The 20,773-nt window shown below is 40.3% G+C and carries 15 protein-coding genes; 6 read left to right on the plus strand and 9 right to left on the minus strand.

Annotated elements, in window-relative coordinates:
• Positions 1–121: 121 nt before the first annotated feature.
• Positions 122–2,836, minus strand: coding sequence for a tetratricopeptide repeat protein (locus LHL20_RS08555; protein ID WP_226432989.1), 2,715 nt, complete (start codon positions 2,834–2,836; stop codon positions 122–124).
• Between the two features lie 10 nt (positions 2,837–2,846).
• Complete coding sequence (locus LHL20_RS08560) at positions 2,847–3,926, minus strand: glycosyltransferase (RefSeq protein ID WP_226432990.1); 1,080 nt, start codon at positions 3,924–3,926, stop codon at positions 2,847–2,849.
• An 84-nt stretch (positions 3,927–4,010) separates the two neighbouring features.
• On the opposite strand from LHL20_RS08560, the gene LHL20_RS08565 reads away from it, so the two are divergent.
• Entirely contained in the window at positions 4,011–5,123 is a 1,113-nt protein-coding gene (locus LHL20_RS08565) for a GNAT family N-acetyltransferase (RefSeq protein ID WP_226432991.1), read from the plus strand.
• On the opposite strand, the gene LHL20_RS08570 is transcribed toward LHL20_RS08565, so the two are convergent.
• Genes LHL20_RS08570 through wecB form a run of 4 tightly spaced genes read right to left on the minus strand, consistent with a single transcriptional unit; the run spans position 5,113 to position 9,596 of the window.
• The gene (locus tag LHL20_RS08570; RefSeq protein ID WP_226432992.1) at positions 5,113–6,171 is read right to left on the minus strand and encodes a FemAB family XrtA/PEP-CTERM system-associated protein; all 1,059 of its coding nucleotides are present in this window, start codon (positions 6,169–6,171) and stop codon (positions 5,113–5,115) included. The two genes, LHL20_RS08565 and LHL20_RS08570, sit on opposite strands and share 11 nt — an antisense overlap.
• Positions 6,164–7,192, minus strand: a complete 1,029-nt coding sequence (locus LHL20_RS08575) for a hypothetical protein (RefSeq protein WP_226432993.1) — start codon at positions 7,190–7,192, stop codon at positions 6,164–6,166. Before LHL20_RS08575 ends, LHL20_RS08570 begins: the two co-directional genes overlap by 8 nt.
• 27 nt (positions 7,193–7,219) lie before the next feature.
• Positions 7,220–8,470, minus strand: coding sequence for a UDP-N-acetyl-D-mannosamine dehydrogenase (wecC, locus tag LHL20_RS08580; protein WP_226432994.1), 1,251 nt, complete (start codon positions 8,468–8,470; stop codon positions 7,220–7,222).
• Positions 8,471–8,474: 4 nt separating this feature from the next.
• Positions 8,475–9,596 carry a non-hydrolyzing UDP-N-acetylglucosamine 2-epimerase gene (gene wecB, locus LHL20_RS08585; RefSeq protein ID WP_226432995.1) on the minus strand — a complete coding sequence of 374 codons (1,122 nt, stop codon included), beginning with the start codon at positions 9,594–9,596 and terminating at the stop codon, positions 8,475–8,477.
• A 216-nt stretch (positions 9,597–9,812) separates the two neighbouring features.
• Here wecB and LHL20_RS08590 point away from each other — a divergent pair, with 216 nt between their 5' ends.
• The 5 genes from LHL20_RS08590 (at position 9,813) to LHL20_RS08610 (ending at position 17,071) form a co-directional block, all read left to right on the plus strand.
• The gene (locus LHL20_RS08590; protein ID WP_226432996.1) at positions 9,813–10,769 is read left to right on the plus strand and encodes a polysaccharide deacetylase family protein; all 957 of its coding nucleotides are present in this window, start codon (positions 9,813–9,815) and stop codon (positions 10,767–10,769) included.
• Positions 10,762–11,988, plus strand: coding sequence for a glycosyltransferase (locus LHL20_RS08595; RefSeq protein WP_226432997.1), 1,227 nt, complete (start codon positions 10,762–10,764; stop codon positions 11,986–11,988). Before LHL20_RS08590 ends, LHL20_RS08595 begins: the two co-directional genes overlap by 8 nt.
• 119 nt (positions 11,989–12,107) lie before the next feature.
• Entirely contained in the window at positions 12,108–14,720 is a 2,613-nt protein-coding gene (locus LHL20_RS08600; RefSeq protein ID WP_226432998.1) for a hypothetical protein, read from the plus strand.
• Between the two features lie 265 nt (positions 14,721–14,985).
• Positions 14,986–16,035, plus strand: a complete 1,050-nt coding sequence (locus LHL20_RS08605; RefSeq protein ID WP_226432999.1) for a glycosyltransferase family 4 protein — start codon at positions 14,986–14,988, stop codon at positions 16,033–16,035.
• Positions 16,028–17,071, plus strand: coding sequence for an acyltransferase family protein (locus LHL20_RS08610; RefSeq protein ID WP_226433000.1), 1,044 nt, complete (start codon positions 16,028–16,030; stop codon positions 17,069–17,071). The genes LHL20_RS08605 and LHL20_RS08610 overlap by 8 nt, the downstream gene beginning before the upstream one ends.
• Here the strand turns inward: LHL20_RS08610 and LHL20_RS08615 are convergent, their stop codons facing one another.
• From LHL20_RS08615 to LHL20_RS08625, 3 genes are all read right to left on the minus strand, one after another.
• On the minus strand, positions 17,072–18,505 hold the full coding sequence (locus LHL20_RS08615) for an oligosaccharide flippase family protein (RefSeq protein WP_226433001.1): 1,434 nt from the start codon (positions 18,503–18,505) through the stop codon (positions 17,072–17,074).
• Positions 18,506–18,764: 259 nt separating this feature from the next.
• The gene (locus LHL20_RS08620; protein WP_226433002.1) at positions 18,765–19,589 is read right to left on the minus strand and encodes a sulfotransferase domain-containing protein; all 825 of its coding nucleotides are present in this window, start codon (positions 19,587–19,589) and stop codon (positions 18,765–18,767) included.
• Positions 19,590–19,597: 8 nt separating this feature from the next.
• Positions 19,598–20,770 (minus strand): glycosyltransferase, encoded by a 1,173-nt coding sequence (locus LHL20_RS08625; protein WP_226433003.1) that lies wholly within the window; start codon positions 20,768–20,770, stop codon positions 19,598–19,600.
• Positions 20,771–20,773 lie beyond the last annotated feature (3 nt).

A 20,773-nucleotide genomic window follows, 5' to 3' on the forward strand; every position in this document is an offset into this window, starting at 1 on the left:
TAAAAGAAAATGGTTTCATTCTATCGATATTAGTAAAGCAACCAGTGTGCCAACTTTTATGCCATTGATTTTAAACAATTTTCCAAAAACCCATTTTATCAATGTAAAAAAACCAGACAGTTTAAACAGGCTTGCTATTTAGAATGCGATTAATTTCCTTATCCAACTCAGCTGAACGTCCAGTAAGTGGAGACAACATATTCTCAGCACGGCCCATTTTACCAGCTGAAACCAACGCTTCGGCATAATGCAACAATATAGAAAGGTTGGTTGTAGCCAAGTTGTGTGCCTTATTCAAGATAGCTTCAGCCTCAACCACGCTATCTAACCTTAGGTAAATCATACCTAGGGTATCGAGGTAATCAGGGTTATCCCCTTCTATTTTTACTGCTCGCTCAGCGTATTCTAGTGCCTTATCATTTCTTGAATTAACATGATGCAACCACGCTAGATTATTAAGCACCATCGCACTTTCAGCGCCATTTCTTAACAGTCTTTCATAATGCATGATTGCTTTGTCATGATCTGTTTTTATATAAAGCTCTGCAACATATAGAGAAACACGTGGATCAACACCATTTGTATTTATGTAATCTTCACAAGCTTGAGTTGCCTTCTCTATCGCTTTTTGGCCGCGATACGCCTGAAGCAACAACATTAGCGAGTCATATGTCTTGTATTCGTTATAATACGATTCTAATTTCTCTTGAGCTTCATCAAAATTCTCATCAGCTAGCGCGAGGCGTCCAGCAATGAGGTTATATGGCAATCCAGCTTGTGCTAATGAAGGCGTGCTATTTACGATTTTTCTAGCACCGCGAATGTCATTGGTGCTCAATAAGGTCGACGCTAGTAGCAGTTTGATATCGTTATCATTTGGAAATGCTAACTGTGCTTTTCTTAGAATACGTACTGACTCGGCGTAATCGCCATCTGCCTCGAACAAATTTGAAGCCAGTAACACAGCTGGCTTGTAATCAGGAACAATTGTCACCCATTTTTTTGCGAGTTTTTTTGCAGCTTCATCATTACCTAGTACAGACTCAGCCTTAATCAACGTTAACCAAAATATAGGTTTTGCAGCACTATCCACCGAAAAATCAGACAGCACGCGTTTTGCTTCAGACGCTTGCCCCTGATTGAACAGTTCTGATGCATATAATGAAGCTATGTTTACATTTTGCTCTTCTTGCTCATAAGTGCGCTTTAGAAACGTAAGCAATTCTTCGTCTCTTTCCATAGAAGACAGCACTTTTATATGTGTGGTCACCGCAATTACTGAGCCTGGTATTTGATTTTGCAGACGCTCAGAAAACGCAAGTGCCTGTTCATACTGTTCCGCCTCAATATTCTCATTAATAAAATAGAACAAGGCTGGAAGCGAATTTTCGTCAAGCTCAAACAACAAATTGAATTTTTCAGATACATCTGGAGCTTCTTGCTTTAACGCAATAAATGCTTCGATCACTTTGGCGGTATAAAGGGTTTCTTCAGACTGCGCAAAGTCATCTGCAATTTTCGCAGCTTTATCAAATTCATTGCGAGATAGGTAAAAAGAAGCCAATGCCGTTTTTACTGAATCAGAAGATTGCGCTTCATCGAGAGATTCTAAGTTAGCTAGTGCATTCAAATCATCTAGAGCAAGTTTATTAATATTGAGCTCAACAAAAGTGTCAGTTTCACCCTCAACTAAGTTGTCAAAGCGTTTTAGCACTGAAAGTGCCTCATCTGATTTATTAGTGCTAGATAACGCCTTTGCTGCAGATGTGTAGAGCGGCAAGTCACTGAGGGAAACGTTATTCATTTCTTCTAACGCTGAAATCGCTTTTTCCTTATACCCCAGGGCAAGCAGCGTCGATGAATAAATACGATACTCTGGAGAATCTTTGCTTAACACTCCAGCAATCGATTCAAAGTGATTGTGTGCCTGCTCAAACGCTTCAAGGTTGTAAGCGCTAATTGCAGCTATCAAACGCGTTCTAGCATTATCAACACCGTTTTGTATTGCTTTCTCGGCAAACGATTTACTACTTTCAAAATCCTGTTTTTCAAAACTAACAACCGACTTGAGGTAGTTTAGGAAACCTTGGTCTGGATATTTTTTTAGTAGTGGCGTGATTTTAGATTCTGCTTTTTCAAATTGCTTGTTTCTTACTAAAGCGTCCGCGTTTAATATTTGAAACATTGCAGACTGCCCAAACGCGCTCGCTAGCTTAGCAACAGCATCGAGAAAGACCTCGTGTCTACCTTCATACATAGAGTATGTCGCTAGTTCATAGAAATATTCGTTGTCGTCACCGTCCTTTGCACTTTCTATACAATCAACAGTTGTAGTGGCACCGCGCTTTGCCGCAGATATACATTCAGCGACTTTGAAAAAACCCTTAGAATCGGGAGTGGATTCGGGCATATCAGCATCGCGCCCTGCTTTGCTAGCATAATAGTACGCAAGATCTTTCGGTAACTTGCTCTCATGTGAAGACAGTACATTATTTATCTGTTGAAGGCTGTCAGTAAACAGCAAAGACTGAAGCCAGTATCTAACTGTTGTAGCGTCAATATCATCTGCATTTTTTAGCTTTTCAAACTCTTTAAGCGCACTTTCAAACTCACCTTGGAAATAATAAGCAGTACCAAGTTGCAGGCTTGCAGCACTGGATGTTCCGCTATCCAGCAGTACATTCTTGGCAATGAGTTCTGCTTTTTTATATTCCCCTTGCTCGATAGCCTGTTGAGCTTGTTTCAACTGTTCTTCAGATGTTTCACTTGAACATCCGCTGATAGATAAAGTACCAGCAACAACAGCTGAGAGAACGCTAAGTCTGAAAGGTGACATGTTTAAATTCCTAATTCTTATTGTAGTAAATTGATGTATAGCGAGCAGACATGGCTTGTAGCGAGTAACTGCTCTTAACAAGTTCGAATGACTTTTTTATTTTTTCTTGTTGTTCAGGCAAATATTGTAAGGAGCGTAACAAATGATCTGCTAACTCCTCTGCCTTGCCGGGCGATGAATATGCAACGTAAGTGTCGTCAACAAAATGCCTTATTCCCCCGACATCCGTTGTTACAACAGGGCAGCCTACCGCCATCGCCTCCAAAATAGTCATGGGCATGGCCTCATAATGTGAGGACAGTACAAAAACGTCGCTCGTTATAAGCTGCTCTCGCACATCCTCACGATAACCCATAAAATCTACAAATTGTGCAACCTCTAGCTGCGCAGCCTCGCGCTCAAGATTTTCGCGTTCAGGACCATCCCCTACTATCTTCAATCTTGCATTAGCACATCTATCGTGCACAATTTTAAACGCATTGAGGAGCAGCGTTTGATTTTTAACAGGGTCAAGCCTCCCTACAGTACAAATAATAGGTGATGTGGGTGCCGTTGTTTTTATATTTGAAAGCGAGTCAGGTACTTCAACGCCATTTTGGATAAGATGTAAACGATTTGGCTTTACACCAACCACCTTAGTTACCCAATCCATTAGGTCTTGAGAAACTACAACGTAGTCATTGATAAACAATGATGACACTTTACGAATAAAGTTATTCTTTTTGTTTAAACCGTCTTGGGCATCGCCGCCATGTCCGTGATCACTGTGAACGCGCGTTTTTACGCCAGCAAGAAATGCAGTGACGTGATACTCAATAGTTCCGAAGTTGTAGGTATTAATTGCATCAGGGGAAATCTTCTTCAACAACTTATATAAGCGATAATGACAGCCTATATCTTTGCCTGGCTTTTTGTCTAAACAAAATATTTCGACGTCGGGAATGATACCTGCCGTCATTTCGAACTCAGGAATTAACGAGATAATGATGTGTTCAACATCGTCGTACGAGCCATTGATGAGATTTACAATTACTTTCTCTAACCCTCCGCACCCCATACTGTAAACAAGATGCACTACCTTCTTTTTCATTGACTCACCGATTCTCATTTTCCATACTGAGGTTAATATGATGCTGGAATACTATATTCGATTTAACAGAAGAAAAACATTGTTTTGAGTGAAACCATCCCATCGTCCGAGATTATCGTTAAGTCTCATAAAGTAAATTCCACGGCACAACTTCTCCTTTTAGAAAATAAGTGGACCACTCTTTTTAATCGTGCTGATTGTGCATTCTTCTTGAGTTGGCGTTGGATAGCCAGTTTTGCTCACAATGCATTGGATAGTGGCTATACACTCTACCTCACCGAGGCTGTGCATTGCGATGAAACAGTTGGTCTAGGCCTTTTTGTTAAAACACAAGAAACCCGAAATATTCTATTTCGCTATACACAATTGTATCTTCACAAAACTGGTGATGACGCACTGGATAAGAGTTGGATAGAGTACAACGATTTTGTGCTTGATGCGCGTGCCCCAAGGGCTATTCGCGCGGCAATGTGGTCTTTTGTCATCTCTCATTTCCCTGATGTTGACGAGTTTATTTTAGGTGTTAGCGAAAAAGGCGTGTGCGATGAAACAAGTGCAATTCTCAAAGGTTTCTGGGTAAGAGACTACCTTCATTCAGTTGGATACAAGCTGCCAATAAGTGCTGACGGCGATACCAAGTACAAAAGTGCACAAGCACGCTCTCAAATTAGAAGAAGTAGTAAATTAATTGAGCAGATGGGTATCGCTTTTACCGTTTCCAGAGATACTGAGGATTATTTGTCTGCACTTACTAAATTGCAGCCAATGCATGAAAACACGTGGCAAGAAGAAAGCGGATTTTGCACCGACGCTTTCGTCAGTCACATCGAATTACTAGCAAAATACAACGACAATACTGAACTGATTAGTGCCGAATTGTCAGATGCAAACAATGTTGTCGCAGTGCTGATTGGATTTGTGCACAAGGATACGTTTTATTACTACTTATCAGCCAACGAGAATAGTACCAATAACAAAATAAAATATGGCCTCAGTCTTCATCACTTTGTGATTCAGTGGTGCTCCCAACAGGGCTTAAAGCATTACGATTTTTTGGCGGGAGATTACCGCTACAAGCGTTCATTTACTGACAACACACTTCAGTTCAGCTACTTATTCTTCCAACGCCCTTCTTTAAAGACGAAACTTGAGCATTGGTTAAGAGGAATAAAAAAAAGGCTATTCTCTAAGGAATAGCCTTTACAATATGTGGCCCGATTATTTTGGTAATTGGTATTGGCAGCTTTTGCCATACTTTTATTGCCAAACCAAAACTTTCGTTATCAGGAGACAAGTCGGGAAGATCTTTCCCTTTTGGTACATAGTGGTACCAATAACATTGCTGTGGCTGTGCCCCCCACTGCTTTTTAAACTTGTAGGTACCCGCATCAACTGTCGAGCGCCCAAAATCAAACTGCTTAAAGCCAGTTTCAATGGCATAAGAAAGAATTTGCCAATACAAATACATGTTTACTGAAATTCTGTTGGCATAGCGCACAGTACTTGCCCACGGAATTTCTAATCGATCTTTATAATGCATTAAAAAGCCTGTAGATACTGGCTTTCCTTCCCAATACACAACACAGATTTTTGTGTTTTCAGGAAATATTTCAAATATGCTCTCGAACAATTTTTTACTGTAAACAGGTGTACCTAAGTCTCGCATGTTGATGCAGAACACTTCGTAAAAATCATCAACTAATTCTTTCCCACCAATTTTGTGGCTTACACCTTCTCGAATTGGCCGTTTAATTTGAGAGCGACGTTTCGAACCAATCGATTTACCTAGCGCATCTTGTGACTCTGGTAAATCTAAAATCATATTAACTTTGTGCGTAGCAACTGGGAATGTCTCTGGCATACACTCAGAAGAGCAACGATACTGAACATGCGACACGTTCAGTTTATCTGCAATGTCTGTCGACGCGTTAACCAGCGCCGAGGCTATCTCTTCGCTATCAGCTAAAACGCCTCCGTAATTAAAATACGGCATAGACACCAAAAAGTTCCCGAACACTAAACTCTTTAAATTGACGAGAGGCAAAACACCTACAATTTTCCCACTAGAGTCTTGTGCCTTTAGGTAACGAGGAGTTTGACCTAAAGTCTTTCGAATAAGTCCAGCCCAATCGGCTTTGTGATAAAGCGTCCCTTCTGGATGTCTATCAACGTAGCTATCCCACGCCGCTGCATCACTGTCTGAAAATTCGCTCACAACATAAGATGCGTTATTTCCATCAATCATTTTGTGCTTCACCAATAATTCTTATTCTGTCCATTACAATTTGTTTTTCATGGATTTGAGGTAAATAGGGCGCTGATGTAACGTGTGCTTTTGCTCTAGACATATACCACAAATTGCCTTCAACAAACTCGTTTGGGTTATTAAAATCCCCAACAAATACGTTACCACTTATAATACGCTCATCTTCCAAACGACTTCGCACCAATACATTTGCTTGTCTGCGGTCAAAGAAAATCAAGTTATCTTTAATTACTATTTTATTAATCTCAAACTCTTGTTTGATTTTCTTTTCCAACCCATAGGCAATGAGTTGGCTATTGGAAGAGTTGTTACCCTGCTGAAGTATACTGTCGCGAACTATTAGCTCGCCGTAATTTGCCATATCAATTAAACGGCTATCTACCCCATCAAGAGCAGCAATTATACTATTTTCAACAACAACCTTTTTTGAGCGAGACTTAATTCCCGACCCCTGCATTTTGGTACTCAAAATGGAAGAGTAGCGAAAATGCAATTCATCAGCTTTGACATACAACGCATGAGCGTAACCATTGCGGTTGCCAAGCCTTTCAAACCGAGAATATGACACCTCGACTTTTCCGGCATCACTGGCGGTCATAATGCCCGACTCACAATCATGAACATGTATATCACGTGCAACAAGATTAGCACCTTCAAAGCGGATACATGCGCCATTACCCGCAGGGGCTGAAATATTCGCGCACTCTACTGACTCTACCTCTACGTTATCCCCGGTAAGAACCAGAGCCGCTTTGCCATCGGCCAATGCGCCGTCAAAAACAACACCTGGCTCACCTAAAATAGCAATATTACTCGCCTTGATGTATGCACCTTCGGTATACACGCCAGCCTCTAGATAAATTCGACTGCCATCTTTTATGCTAGAGATTGCACTTTTCAATGAAGCGAATGGTTTACCGTCTACGAGCACACCATTCGCCGACGCATTAAATGAAAATGCAAGGAGACTACAAACAACTGTTGCAACAGATTTGATCATGGAAAGCGCAATCCTAAGGGCTAGCTATTACATGATGCCACGCGTATCGATAACAACTTTGCGCGCTAAACTTGTTTTATCTGCAGCTTTAAACTCTTTATGGTCAACCAGAACAACTATAACGTTGGCGCGCTCAATTGCTTGGCTGAAGGATACGAGCTCAACACCTTTTTCTGCCAATGACGGGGGCAATTCATGAATGTTTGGCTCTACCGCTAACAGTGATGCTTCAGAGTTTGCACATAGTGTTTCTACAATTTGAAGCGCCGGACTTTCTCTTAGATCATCGATATCAGCTTTGAAAGCTAAACCCAAACAAGCAATGACAGGCTTCTTAAACTCATCAGCAGCTGAAAGTACCTGCTCAACAACATAATGCGGTTTTGCATCATTCACCAAGCGTGCTTGCTTGATGATTTTAGCTTCCTCTGGGCAGCTGTCTACAATAAACCAAGGATCTACAGCTATACAGTGGCCGCCTACGCCTGGTCCTGGGTTGAGAATATTTACTCGAGGGTGACGGTTTGCCAGTTTAATTAATTCCCACACATTAATCTGCAATTTGTCACAAATCACGGAAAGCTCATTTGCAAACGCAATATTGACATCGCGGAAAGAGTTTTCTGTAAGTTTTGCCATTTCTGCGGTTCTTGCATTGGTAACAATACATTCGCCGCGAACAAAAGTACTGTAAAGCGCCTTCGCTTTTTCACTACACGCAGGAGAAATACCGCCGATAACGCGATCGTTAGAGACGAGCTCCTGTAATACATAGCCAGGTAAAACGCGCTCTGGGCAGTGTGCTATATTGATATCAGCCTGTGAACCCACATCTTGCGGGAATGATAAATCAGGTCGTTCTTCTTTCAGCCACTGCGCTAACTTTTCAGTTGCACCGACGGGGCTTGTAGATTCAAGTATGACTAAATTTCCCTTTTCCAGGGCAGGTGCAATAGCTTTTGCTGCGCTCTCGATATAGCTAAGGTCAGGGCTATTTTGATCTGCATTGCCTTTCTTAAAAGGTGTAGGCACCGCAATCATAAATGCTTCAGCAGGCTCAACTTCAAGTGTAGCTTTAAGCTTACCAGTTGCCACAACTGATTGAACAACAATGTCTAGGTCAGGTTCAACAATGTGGATATCACCACGATTAATGGTGTCTACTGCTTTTTGATTAATTTCTACACCAATTACTTCAATACCTCTTGAAGCAATGACTGCAGCTGTAGGTAACCCGATGTATCCTAGGCCAATAACCGATACTCTCTTAAACTCCATTATTTTAGTCCCTTACTAAAGTTGATACGATTCGCTCACATGCTTTGCCATCACCGTATGGGTTATGCGCTGCAGACATTGTGGCATAGTTATCTTTGTCATCTAGCAATGAAATAGTTTCATTGACTATCTTTTCTATGTCTGTTCCTACCAATTTGACTGTACCTGCAGCAACTGCTTCGGGACGTTCTGTCGTATCCCTCATCACTAAAACAGGCTTACCCAGCGATGGTGCTTCTTCTTGTACACCACCCGAGTCAGTAATGATTATGTGACTCTCATTCATTAAATACACAAAAGGAAGATAATCCTGAGGCTCAATTAAAAATACATTATCAAGCGACGACAGAAGGCGATTTACCGGCTCTCTAACATTAGGATTGAGGTGCATTGGGTAGACAATTTGTACGTCGTTTCGCTGTTGCGCTATTTGACTAAGTGCTTGACAGATTCGCTCAAAACCTCCGCCAAAGCTTTCTCGTCGATGACCCGTTACCAGAATTAGCTTTTTCGTTTTATCTAGAAAATCGAAACGTTCCGCTAGCTTATTAGACAGTGCAGTGTTAGAGGATAACTTCTCTCGCACCCACAACAATGCATCAATAACCGTGTTACCTGTTACTACAATGTTATCCTCACTGACTGTTTCTGCGAGTAAATTATCGCGTGACAGGGCTGTGGGGGCAAAATGGTAACGCGTTAAGCTACCTGTGAGTTTGCGATTAGCTTCTTCAGGCCAAGGTGAATATAAGTTACCAGTTCTTAAGCCAGCTTCAACATGACCAATATCGATTTGTTGATAGAAGGCAGCTAAAGACGCTGAAAAAGTTGTTGTAGTATCACCGTGGACCAAGACTACGTCGGGTTTAAAGTCCTCAAGTACTGGCTTCATTCCCTCTAGAATACTGGTAGTGACTGTATAGAGGTCTTGTCCCGGCTTCATAACATTTAAGTCATAATCTGGCACAATGTCGAACAATGCTAATACTTGATCAAGCATCTCACGATGCTGCGCAGTAACGCACACTCTAGATTCAATATTCTTTTCACTCGCAAGCGCGTGGACTAGCGGAGCCATCTTTATTGCTTCCGGTCTTGTGCCGAAAACGGTGAGCACTTTCTTCATTGGTAAGCCTTACTAATTTTTATCTTATTATGCGCATCCTTGAATACACATTATTCTGCCCTACCTTTTGCTATAATTACAGCCAATAATGCGTAAACTATACACTTATCAATTCACTTCAATTCATTCACCATGTATTCTGGTTGCAATATTTGATTGAAGGTAAGCACCATAACATAAGCTGCCTAACTAGAATTGACTCGGGAATGGAAATATATGCTTTCTGTTGTATTAAAAGCAGTGGATGCCGTTAATAAGATAAAGCTTAAAAGTACCCCTCTCCCAGTGTTGTATTTTCACAGAGTACTCCCCACTGCCACTGCGTTCTGCCCAGACGATTGGCACCTTGATAATTTTCAATTATTAATTAGAAAGCTGAGTAAGCACTTTTCCTTGATGTCACTGGAAGATGCATTGCAGTGCCTAGAAAATAATACACTTCCTAGTAACGCCCTGTGTCTTACGTTTGATGACGGGTATCAGGATAATTATGAATTAGCAGCACCTGTTATCGAGTCTGTAGGAGGCAAAGCCAGCTTTTTTGTTTCAACACAAGGTACTGAACGTGGCTACCTATGGAACGACGAACTGTTGGAAATAGTAAAGTGCACTAAAGCAAAGAGTTTAGTGTTTAATGGCAAGCATTTTAACCTTGATACAGAAGAGCAAAAAGCCGCCGCTTACTTATCTCTTGTCGGTCAGTTGAAAGTACTGCCCAATAGCACACGAGACAGCCACCTAATAGAATTACAACAAACTCTTGGGAAGGCAGAAACGCCACGGTGCATGATGACAGCGCCTCAACTGGTTGATTTACAAAACAGAGGCCATTGCATTGGCGCCCATACACACACCCATAGTATTTTGGCTTATCAGGCAGACGATGTAGCTTTCAACGAAATCGAGCTCTCTGTGATGTTTCTTAACAAGCTACTTCCCAAAAATGTAACGTGTTTCGCCTATCCAAATGGTTGGTTTGGTCGAGATTTTAACGAACAACATGAAGAGATGTTGCGGCAAAGCGGTGTAGCGTATGGTTTTGCCACCAATGATGGCGGCATTACGTTAAACAGCCCTAAAACAAGACTTCCCAGATTTATGCCTCACAGAAAAGAGCTCAATCAGTTTTGTATTTCAATAAAAAAAATAGCAGGAGAGAAACTCAGTGACTAATCATGGCAAAACACTCTTAATGATAGCCTTTGAGTTTCCCCCTAGTAACGGTGCGTCGGTGCCTAGAATAGAAAGCTTCTATCGTTACTTGAAACAATGGGGATGGAAAGTGGTTGTATTGACGGCCTCTTCTAAGGCCTATCAACGCATTGATAATAGCTATCAAGACGGTAAAGAAGACTTAGTTTATCGAGCGATGGCACTTGATGTACCACGACATCTATCAATAAAAGGCAAATACCTATCTTCAATGGAAATGCCTGACAGATGGGGGTTAACGTGGATCCCATGTGCACTTGTGAAAGGCAAAAAGCTGTTGAAGCAATACAAACCCGATATAATCTGGTCGTCATCGCCCATACCCAGTACACATTATATTGCTCAGAAATTATCTTCTGAAGGTAACATTCCTTGGGTTGCAGATTACAGAGACCCATTTCATTACATGAACGGTTCTGCAGGCAAGCGCCTTGACAAACAGCATAAAAAAATAGACTCACAAACATTAAAGCAAGCCAGCACGCTTACATTTGCCACGCAACAAGTGCGCGACTTGTATTGCAAAGAATATGGTGACCTAGTAAGTGAAAAAAGCATGGTCATTGAGAATGGTTTTGACGAAAGCAACTTTAAAAAGTTAGCTGAGTTACCCGCTATGGAATCTCCGTTTTCAACTGACAAGTTTAGTTTATATTATTCAGGCGTATTGTATCCTCATGGCAGAGACCCTAAGCCAATCTTCAGTGCTCTTGCATTGTTGCAACGTGAAGGAAAGATCAACGAAGACAACTTTGAACTTATATTTCAAGGCGCTGGTGATGGCCAAGACTTTCATCATACGCTTAATGAATTAGGTATAGTAAACCTTGTCAAATTTATTCCTCCCGTTCCTTTCATTAACGCTTTGTCTAATATGATGCAGTGTAGTGCACTTTTACTTATACAGGACGAAAGGTTTAACAAGCAGATACCTGGAAAACTTTACGAATACTTGAGAACACAGAAACCACTTTTGGTTAAATCTCCTACAGGTAGCGCTACGCAAACTTTAGCCGCAAATCACGCTGGCGTAGTAAGTTGCTATTCTGAAGCAGAATCAAAAGTCGCACTTTTGGCTATCATTGAACAGCAATCCGCTGAAATAAAAAGAAATCTTGACGGTCACAGTAGAGAGAACAAAGCAAGACAATTGCACAACGCGCTTATAGCACTGGTTTAGGTTAAGAATGAATGCTCATAACTAGTTTCTTAAACACACACCCAATGTAACTTGAACAAAAAATGTACATATCTACACTTGTAATCACTTTGTTGTTAGGTGCTTTCAGGAGTAGTTGTATGAAGAGCCTATTGAGTGTTTTTACCGCTGTTACAGTAAGTACAGCACCCGTTATTAATGCAGAACCAGATGTTTTTATGTCGTTCGATTTCCAGAACGGTGAATTAGAGCGCGGCTTTGACGATTGGTATTATTCGGATAAGGGAGAAAATCCCTGCCAAATATACAATGGCGAAGCGCAATCTAAGCTTTGTCGAGCAGATGGTTCCAAGTTTTATCCCTATTATAATGAAAGAAACTCTGATCATATGGGTTGGCTTCAATACGGATATATTGACTCAAGTTCTGAGTTTTCTGTCGAAGGAACATCGCTTCGAGTTCATCTCACAGGCGGAATGTATAAAGATGCTAACGGTAACTCACAATCCGATGGTACACCGCTTAGAAGTAAAAAAGAGTTCATCTCTGATGAAGACTTAGGTGTACAGTCGCTTCTACCAGGCGATATTGCCTTGTATTACAAGGGCCCGACACCAACGAGTAAGATTGAACAGTTTTCGGGAAAGAACCGCTTAACGGTGTGGGTTTTAATGCCTAAAAATAGTGTAGATATCGATAAGTATTCTACAGAGTTCTATAATTCACCGGTCAAAAGCTTCTCGTTTTATCCATTTATAGATACGAGCAAAGGTGCTCATTACTACCACCATGCTTCTAATATTCCTATGGGGGGATGGACTAAAATACAGTTCGATGCAAGCCCGACACATAAAAACAGTGGCGGCGAAAACGACCTTCACGCTTTTGTTGAAGGCGGGTCTGAATATGCAGGCAGCGGTACAGATTATTTTGCCAATATTGCGGCATTTAACCTTCGAGCTGATTTTTCTAAATATCTACCAGCAAACAGTGTGTATTACATTGACGAAGTAAGCACAAATTATAAGCCTTACGAAAACGAAGAAACTATCAAAACACTTGCGGTAGGCTACTCGCCCGACTCAAGCGAATTCGACATTTCTTTTGAAGATAAATATCGTTGTTTAGATTGCTCAGCAAAGTATGAGGTACGGTACTCTTTCGAGCCAATTGACAATAGTAATTTTGAGGGCGCATTCACACCAGCTTTTGTCACAAATTTCGACAGAAGACAATCAAATGCAGAAGGCGTTATCTACAAACCTAATAATGGCTACAATCTACTTTGGGCATCATTAAAACTAAGAGATGAGCACCTTACTTACCTATCGGAAGGTAGCACTGTCTACTTCGCCGTTCGCGATATTTCAGAGCGCGCTGAAGGTAATTATTATGAAGAAGACAATATGCTTGTTGATGTTCCAGGGGTTGGCCAGGTAGCGAAGAAGAACCTTGTTAAGACTATCGACTACACTATTGTAGATGTTAATTACCCATTGCAAATCAAGACGTCTGAAATCAATCAACCGGTTGTTGGTTATAATTACGAGCAGGAAATTGTGGTTGAAGGTGGTAAAAGCCCCTACAATCTTCAAGCAATAGGGCTGCCCAATGGCCTAACGTTAGAGGGCAACAAGTTAGTTGGTGTCGCATCACAAGCAAGCTCCGACACCGTCATCCTTTCTGCGATTGATAACGTAGGCCAAACAACTGATGTTGAGCTAGAAATAGATGTACGAACTGAAGACCAATTGAGAATTGGTCAATGCAAAGTGCTAGTAGAGTTCGGCCAAACCTATTTACCATCAAGCTACTTCGACAGCGTTTTTCATGACATATACACGGGCGTATATCAAAGTGGAATGACGACTTTAGTTGGCTCCAACGCTGAGTATAACTACCAAGGGATTTCAGGTTCAGGCATCTATCTGGATGCAGGTGATAAAATAAGACTTGTTTGGAAAAATATTGGCGAAGACGCTATTTCATTTGCTCCACGCCTGTCTTTTTCAGCACAACATCGCTTTAACCAAGCCGAAAGTCATGAGTGGGTATCGCTAGATATTGTGAATGCAACGAGTGGAAATTTTGCCGTTTCCGAGCTAATGGTAGCTGCACCATTAAATCCGTACAGCATTAATATAAACAGCAACTTCTCTAACAACAAAACACTTTTGTTAGAAAGAATCGAACTGGTAAGTGCACAATTCGACCAATCTGATTACTGTGAAATGCCAATAAACTTTACGAAGGCGATAGAAGCGCAAGCATTTCAAACAAGTGTAGTTTTGGCAGACTTTTCTTTACAAAATTCGAATGAATTCGAACTTCATGAAAGCCTAAACTCGGTATTTATGGATAACTACACAGGGTTTTACGAACAGGGGCTGGGCACAGTTATTGGAAATAACGGAAAGTATAACTACCAAGGAATAAAAGGTGACGGCATTAATATTGAAGCTAATGCGCAGTTAAAAGTTACCTGGAAGAATTTTAGTAGCGAAGAATTAGTGTTTACACCAATGATTTCTTTCGATTATGAGGGTAGACAAATTCAAGGGGGCACTTGGCTTGAACTATCACAAACAACAGTTTCTGGCTTCGATCAAGTCGCGCAAGAGCCTGGCACAGGGTACAGTCAGTTTGAATTAGCTGATTTAGACATTACATGGTTGGATTTAATAAACATTAGTTCAAACGTATCAGTTAACAGTTCGCTAGTTGTTAAAAAAATAGAGCTCCTTTATATGTAGCTTGCTAAGAGGGCAGGAAAATGTGCGGAGGGCGCCAGTAACTCTCCGCCGACATTAAGTTTACATAAACTTTGTTTTATATACGTACTAGCCGCAAATCTTAGCCTACACAGGCTGTTCGTTAAGCTGTCTCAATCGCTTTTATCGTTGCTTTTGATAAACGAAAAGATCGGGGCAGTATAAGACTCTATTCAGATTCAATATTGCATATTTTATTGATAGACTAATCACTTGAAATTTGGCTAAACATTATCGTGGGCGGTACATGAACCTTGAAAATTTAAAGGTCGGAATTGTAACTTATGGCGCAGTTTTTCAACGGGTTGGAGGTATTCAAGTCCAAATTAACGAAACCATAAACGCATTAAGGCTATTGGGACTAGAGGTTGATGTAATAGACGACCGCACTGAGCAGTTATCCGACTTTGATCTAATTCATGTCTTCGCAGCTGCACATGCAAATTATGTATGGGTAAACGAAGCAAAAAGACAAAAAATACCCGTAGTATTTTCACCTGTATTTCAACCCAATTACTCCAAATTACAGATTGGCAAGATACTTTTTTTTAAATGGATAACTAGTTTTCTTTTGTCCGGCATCGCTGGTGAAAATATTTTTTCATCTATTAAGTACACTCACAAAGCAGTGAAGCAAGCCGACCAGGTAATCGTTCAAAGCGAAAAAGAAAAAGAAGTCCTTAGGCAAATATTTGAATTATCGCCGAAAAAGTGCACAATTCTCTCTAACGGCGTATCTTCAAAATTCTTTGAGGCTTCAGTAAGCAACAATAAAGAAGGGTACATTTTTATACCAGGTGCGGTATATAAGCATAAAAATCAGTATACAGCAGTGAAATTAGCCTGTGAACTGGGCTACGACGCCGTTTTGGCCGGCGAAATAATAGACACAAACTATTACAATCAGATCATGTCTGATTTTAGTAATGTCAAATATGCAGGCGTTTTACCTCCACAGAGTGAATCGTTACTATCTTTCTATAAAAATGCTACTGCAACTATGCTGCTAAGCCACAGTGAAACATTTGGTTTAGTCGCTATTGAGTCATTGGCAGCTGGAACTCCCGTGATTATGACCAAAAATACAGGGCTCGATAGTCAAGCACTAGAGCATTGTTTGCTTAAAGTTGACCCCGAGTTACCTTTAAGAGCGATTGAAGAAGCTCGAACTTTCTTGATGCAAGATTTCATTGCGACGGAACTCAGAAACTCAGTTAAGAGCTATTCATGGCGTGAAATCGCAATAAAACTAGAGCACGTTTACAAGAAAGTAGTAATGGAGATGAATAGTGCGTAGAGATTTTTCACTGTACATGGATGTGATTCGCTTTTTTGCAGCCATGGTAGTTTTCCTCTCCCACAGCTCTAGTCAATCATTGACAGGTGGATTATTTTGGCAATTCAAAGACTATGCCCAAACCGCAGTAATCGTTTTTTTTGTACTTTCAGGTTACGTTATAGCTTTTGTTGTTGAAGGAAAGGAAACTAATTTAAAGTCTTATTCTTTTGCGAGAATTGCAAGACTTTATTCAATACTGCTCCCAGCGCTAGTGTTAACAGCGGTTCTGGACCTTGCTGGGATCTATTTAAATCCTGAGTTTGACCCCTTGTTAACTGCTAGTTATTTAAACTTGTCACAGTTCGAAAACTACATTTTATCTTTTTTCATGCTTAACAATATTTGGGGATTACAACAGCCTCCCGGAATCAACGGGCCATTTTGGTCATTAAGTTATGAAGTATTTTACTATGTTATTTTTGGAATCGTGTTTTTCGTAAAAAAGACTTACAAGTGGACGCTAGCAATTACTGCTTGCATTCTAGCAGGCCCATCAATACTTATTCTGTTTCCTACGTGGCTCTTCGGGTATTTCGTTTATAAAATGCATCAAAGATTTAAAGCGCCGCGCAGTAAGCTAAAAGCGGGTATTAGTGTTGTTGCCATTGGCTTTATTATCGCCTTTGCTCCTGATTTGCGAAGCATACCAACTTCGTTACCATTTATTGAGCGAGAGGAATTAGCAGGAGACTACTTCGACGCAGTCTTATTTAGTATTCACTTATACTATGCGCCTCACCTAACTTCCTTCTTCAACTTTTCTTCAGAAAGAACAGTTAAAGTAATTAGGCTTTTAGGAAGCGTTACTTTTTCCATGTATTTATTTCACAGGCCAATAATTCAATTCTTGGCCGTAGCATTTAAAGACTCTATGGATTCAATTTATTACCACATAATGTTTTATAGTATTTCTTTTTTCTTAATATTTTTGCTTAGCCATCTCTTCGAGGACAAGAAGACGATTATCAAAAAGTATCTTAATAACCGTTTTTAGCTAGTCGCGGGGGACTAATCTTTGACTCCCCGTTAAGCTCAAGAGCATTTGAAGTAAGGGGTGTTTCGTTAGGTAAAGGGAAGTTAACCATACTCCGCATACTAATAATGAGTGTAAGACTACGACAATCAATGAGCTTGAATCCCAATTCAATAAATGAAAGGGTATCAAGGGCACTAAGCAAAAAAGCATTACTATAAAACTCTTGCTGCACGCCGTTAAAATATCGTAAGGGCTTATGTTTAAGTATTTGTTTATGTAGAAAGAGGTTATTACAAACTTAAACAACTCAACCACAACCAATGACATGACAATTGCAACGAGTCCAAACGATGCAACTAATATGAGAGTTGTTAACCTCACTGCAGTTACAACAATACTAATTCTAAGTAATTGTGATTCCAAACCAGTGCTCGTTAGTAATTCACTCACGTAACGGCTTATAGTAGCAATTGCAAAAGCTGTGCATAGAAAAGGAATAAGAGCTATAGCTCCAATCCACTGCTTTCCAAAGAGAACTAGCACTACAATTTCTGCATGATACCCAAGATAAACTAAAAATGGCCATGCAATACATGTAACTACACAAACTATTGTTAGATAAGTACTTTGAACATTTTTTCTTTCCCTTTTTAATTCCGAAAACAATGGAACTAATACTCTTTGGATAGCGTTAAACACAAATTGATCGAGCATCATTATCGCAGCAAGCCCTTTGTCCAGGATGGCCACGGCATCTTCTTTTAGCAATTTACCAACAATAATAGGTTGCCCTTGCTCATTGGAACTATTCAATATATTCGCGCCACCGACACGAAACACAAAGGGCAAAACCAGCTTTGCATGTCGCATAATTGGCAAATGTAGTTGGCGACTAGGCACTAGAATTTTAACCATGATAATTGTCGTTGTCGTTGCCGCCAGCGACGCATATGCAAGGCTCAGGGCGCCACACTCCTTGTAAGCAAAAAATATTGCGATCGTTAGGTGTACACTTTGACTCAACACAGTTATACCCGCTAGTCGCTTGAAGTCTAATTTTCTTCTCAAGTGGCTTTGTTCAAGTATACCAATAGGGATAAGCAAAAGGTTGATACAAAAAATATTGAGGATTTCGCCAATTTCAGCGTTCGAATAATATTTTCCAATCGAATCGGAAGAGCAATAAATTATAAAACTGAGTGAAATACATATAAACCATGAAACAAAAAGTGCACCCGACTTTTTTTCATCAGTTAAATGCTCTTCTTTTATCAAATAGCTTGATAGCCCCATATCTCTAAACATCTGAGCAACGGCGAAAATAGCACCTGCTATTGCAAATGTTCCGATTTCTGTTGGAGTAAGCAACCGTGCAAGAACAACTACAGAAACAATCCTAATAATGACTTCAAGATAATTTGATGCAAAAGACCACAAAAATGCACTTCTCACGGATATACCTGTAGTGAAAAACGGAAGGAAAAATATAAGAGCTAGACAAGCTATTCTGCTCGCTAAACCTCAAATCTAAATTAAAGTGGTAGATAAGTCTGGCACAATTCCATTGAAAAAAAACCAAGTGTTATCTACGCTGCCAATATTACTTGTTTCTTATAAGCTTGTCTTAACTAAGTACTTCTTTAATTGGAGCTAAGTACCGAGAAAAGCCTAAAGACTTTCTTTTTAAATGAGCCTTAAAGGTTGCACTTAGTTAACGCACGCAATGTGCATCAAGTTTAGTCATCAACGTTTGACAAAGCCTCTCCACCTCAACATTTAACTTAGTACCACTTTCTTTTTTTATGGAACTTTTTGAAAATGTCTTTGAAAAATCATAGTCTAAAAGGTTTACTTTTAGTTTGTCAGATAACTGTGAAAAATGTTTCTCTGGTTCAAACATGAGGTTTTCATATTTCCACAGAACCACATCGTCACGCCTTTCCAACCCTTGGTAGAAAAATAGTGAGTTTCTTACAAACCAAAACAGACAAGCACAATCCAATTCTGTGAGTGAATCTGAATAAACTGCCTTTACAGTTTCAACTAATTCTTTAGGAACGTTTTGTGAGCGCCAATTATTCTCATCACGATCGAGAATAGGTTGCAAATTTCCTCGGCCAGATGTATTTGGAAACTTTTTAAGGTCAGAGAGTGCCACATCGAGATAATTCCGATATAACCAAACAGCAGTAATATTCTCAAGCGTGTCCAATAGACTAATGGCATTTTGGCTCTCGACTAAGGGCTTCATGACTATTAGAGGAGCTTTGACTTTACCTAGTGTCACTTTTACATCTGATAAAGCGTTTAATCTTATGTTATTCGGGCATTCTGATGATAGCGAACTAAATTCTCCAAAAGTACGAGTGTAGGTAAAAGAGTCGAGTACTCTGGATAGTAATGTTGTGCCTGACCTTTGACATCCTAGTATCGCGACGATTCTTGACGACGAGTTAGTGGCATATCTAATTTGCTGATAGAACGGCTTAATATATTTTGAAATTTTTGTTGTGGAGTCTGTAACTTTACTTTTCATTTCGCGTTTTACTCATCAAAGGTTTGCTTTGCACACCAATCCCACGTGTACTTTCCAAATACTTCAGCACGTTGCTGCCTATCATTTTCTTTAGATAAAAGCTGTAATAGGGCATCTCTCATATTGTGGCTGTCGTCAACGTCAACCAAAACACCCAAATCTTTTTCGCTCTCCATAATATCAGGCGCACTGCCAACCTTGGTACTTACCGCAGAACAACCACAAGCCAATGCTTCTGTAAGCACATTGGGGCTCCCCTCCCCTCTACTTGATAAACAAAAAACATCTGCTGCATTATACCAGTCGACTAGTGTTTCGTTAGGAACGGCACCTACAAAATGCACGAAATTTTCTAACTCTTTTTCTCTTACCAGTTTTTTCAACTCACTTCTGTAATCACCTTCAGGCCCCTCTGAACCTAATATGTAGAAGTGAAACAGCTTTTCTTTCGATTCAATTTCAGCCATGGCCTTAATGACAACATCAAAGCCCTTTCGATGAATAAGCGATCCTACGCCAAGCACAATTCTATGCTCTTTCGGCAGCTTTAAAAGTGCTCTACTCTCTTCAATAGGCTTGTAGAAAAACATTTCGGTGTCTACGCCATTTCGAATTACCGTGACCTTTTCCGGGCTTACCCCCATTGATATTGCTTGATTAGCCATCTCAGTACTGAGCGAAATAATGCTACCAACTTTATTTAAATACTGTGCTACAGACCCCTGACGTACGTCACCATCTTGAATATGAAAGGCTTCCATCCCTCTAAGTGTTACTCTATACGGCACACCGTAACGGTTACTTAAATAGTCACCTGTTGGAAGGTCTGGGAAGGTCCAATGCAAGTCAATCAAATCAAAATCGAAGCCGATGTCGTTAATCACCTTTTTCACTGCGCTGCGATAGGTAGGAATTTCAATCCCTTTTGCATATCCTGGAATTGACAGGTATCTGGGGTGATATATGGTCAGATTACCGCGCTGGGTCTTAGCAGGAATATCCCTTAGGTGTTTAAACTTATCAATAAAGGAATGCAACGGTGACCAAGGTATAGGGTTAATAACCGTGACATCGGCATACTTAGCCATGGCATTTAAGCGGTTATACACAAATATACCGTGATTAGGTTTTTCCGAATTTGGAAACAAATAACTGATAGCGAGTATTTTTTTTCTATTCATCGT

Source organism: Alteromonas sp. McT4-15, assembly GCF_020515205.1.
Lineage (GTDB): Bacteria > Pseudomonadota > Gammaproteobacteria > Enterobacterales > Alteromonadaceae > Alteromonas.

Coding starts and splice junctions, on each gene's coding strand:
- LHL20_RS08555 (WP_226432989.1), bottom strand. CDS start 2,836: ATGTCACCTTTCAGACTTAGCGTTCTCTCAGCTGTTGTTGCTGGTACT.
- LHL20_RS08560 (WP_226432990.1), bottom strand. CDS start 3,926: ATGAAAAAGAAGGTAGTGCATCTTGTTTACAGTATGGGGTGCGGAGGG.
- LHL20_RS08570 (WP_226432992.1), bottom strand. CDS start 6,171: ATGATTGATGGAAATAACGCATCTTATGTTGTGAGCGAATTTTCAGAC.
- LHL20_RS08575 (WP_226432993.1), bottom strand. CDS start 7,192: ATGATCAAATCTGTTGCAACAGTTGTTTGTAGTCTCCTTGCATTTTCA.
- wecC (WP_226432994.1), bottom strand. CDS start 8,470: ATGGAGTTTAAGAGAGTATCGGTTATTGGCCTAGGATACATCGGGTTA.
- wecB (WP_226432995.1), bottom strand. CDS start 9,596: ATGAAGAAAGTGCTCACCGTTTTCGGCACAAGACCGGAAGCAATAAAG.
- LHL20_RS08590 (WP_226432996.1), top strand. CDS start 9,813: ATGCTTTCTGTTGTATTAAAAGCAGTGGATGCCGTTAATAAGATAAAG.
- LHL20_RS08600 (WP_226432998.1), top strand. CDS start 12,108: ATGAAGAGCCTATTGAGTGTTTTTACCGCTGTTACAGTAAGTACAGCA.
- LHL20_RS08605 (WP_226432999.1), top strand. CDS start 14,986: ATGAACCTTGAAAATTTAAAGGTCGGAATTGTAACTTATGGCGCAGTT.
- LHL20_RS08620 (WP_226433002.1), bottom strand. CDS start 19,589: ATGAAAAGTAAAGTTACAGACTCCACAACAAAAATTTCAAAATATATT.
- LHL20_RS08625 (WP_226433003.1), bottom strand. CDS start 20,770: ATGAATAGAAAAAAAATACTCGCTATCAGTTATTTGTTTCCAAATTCG.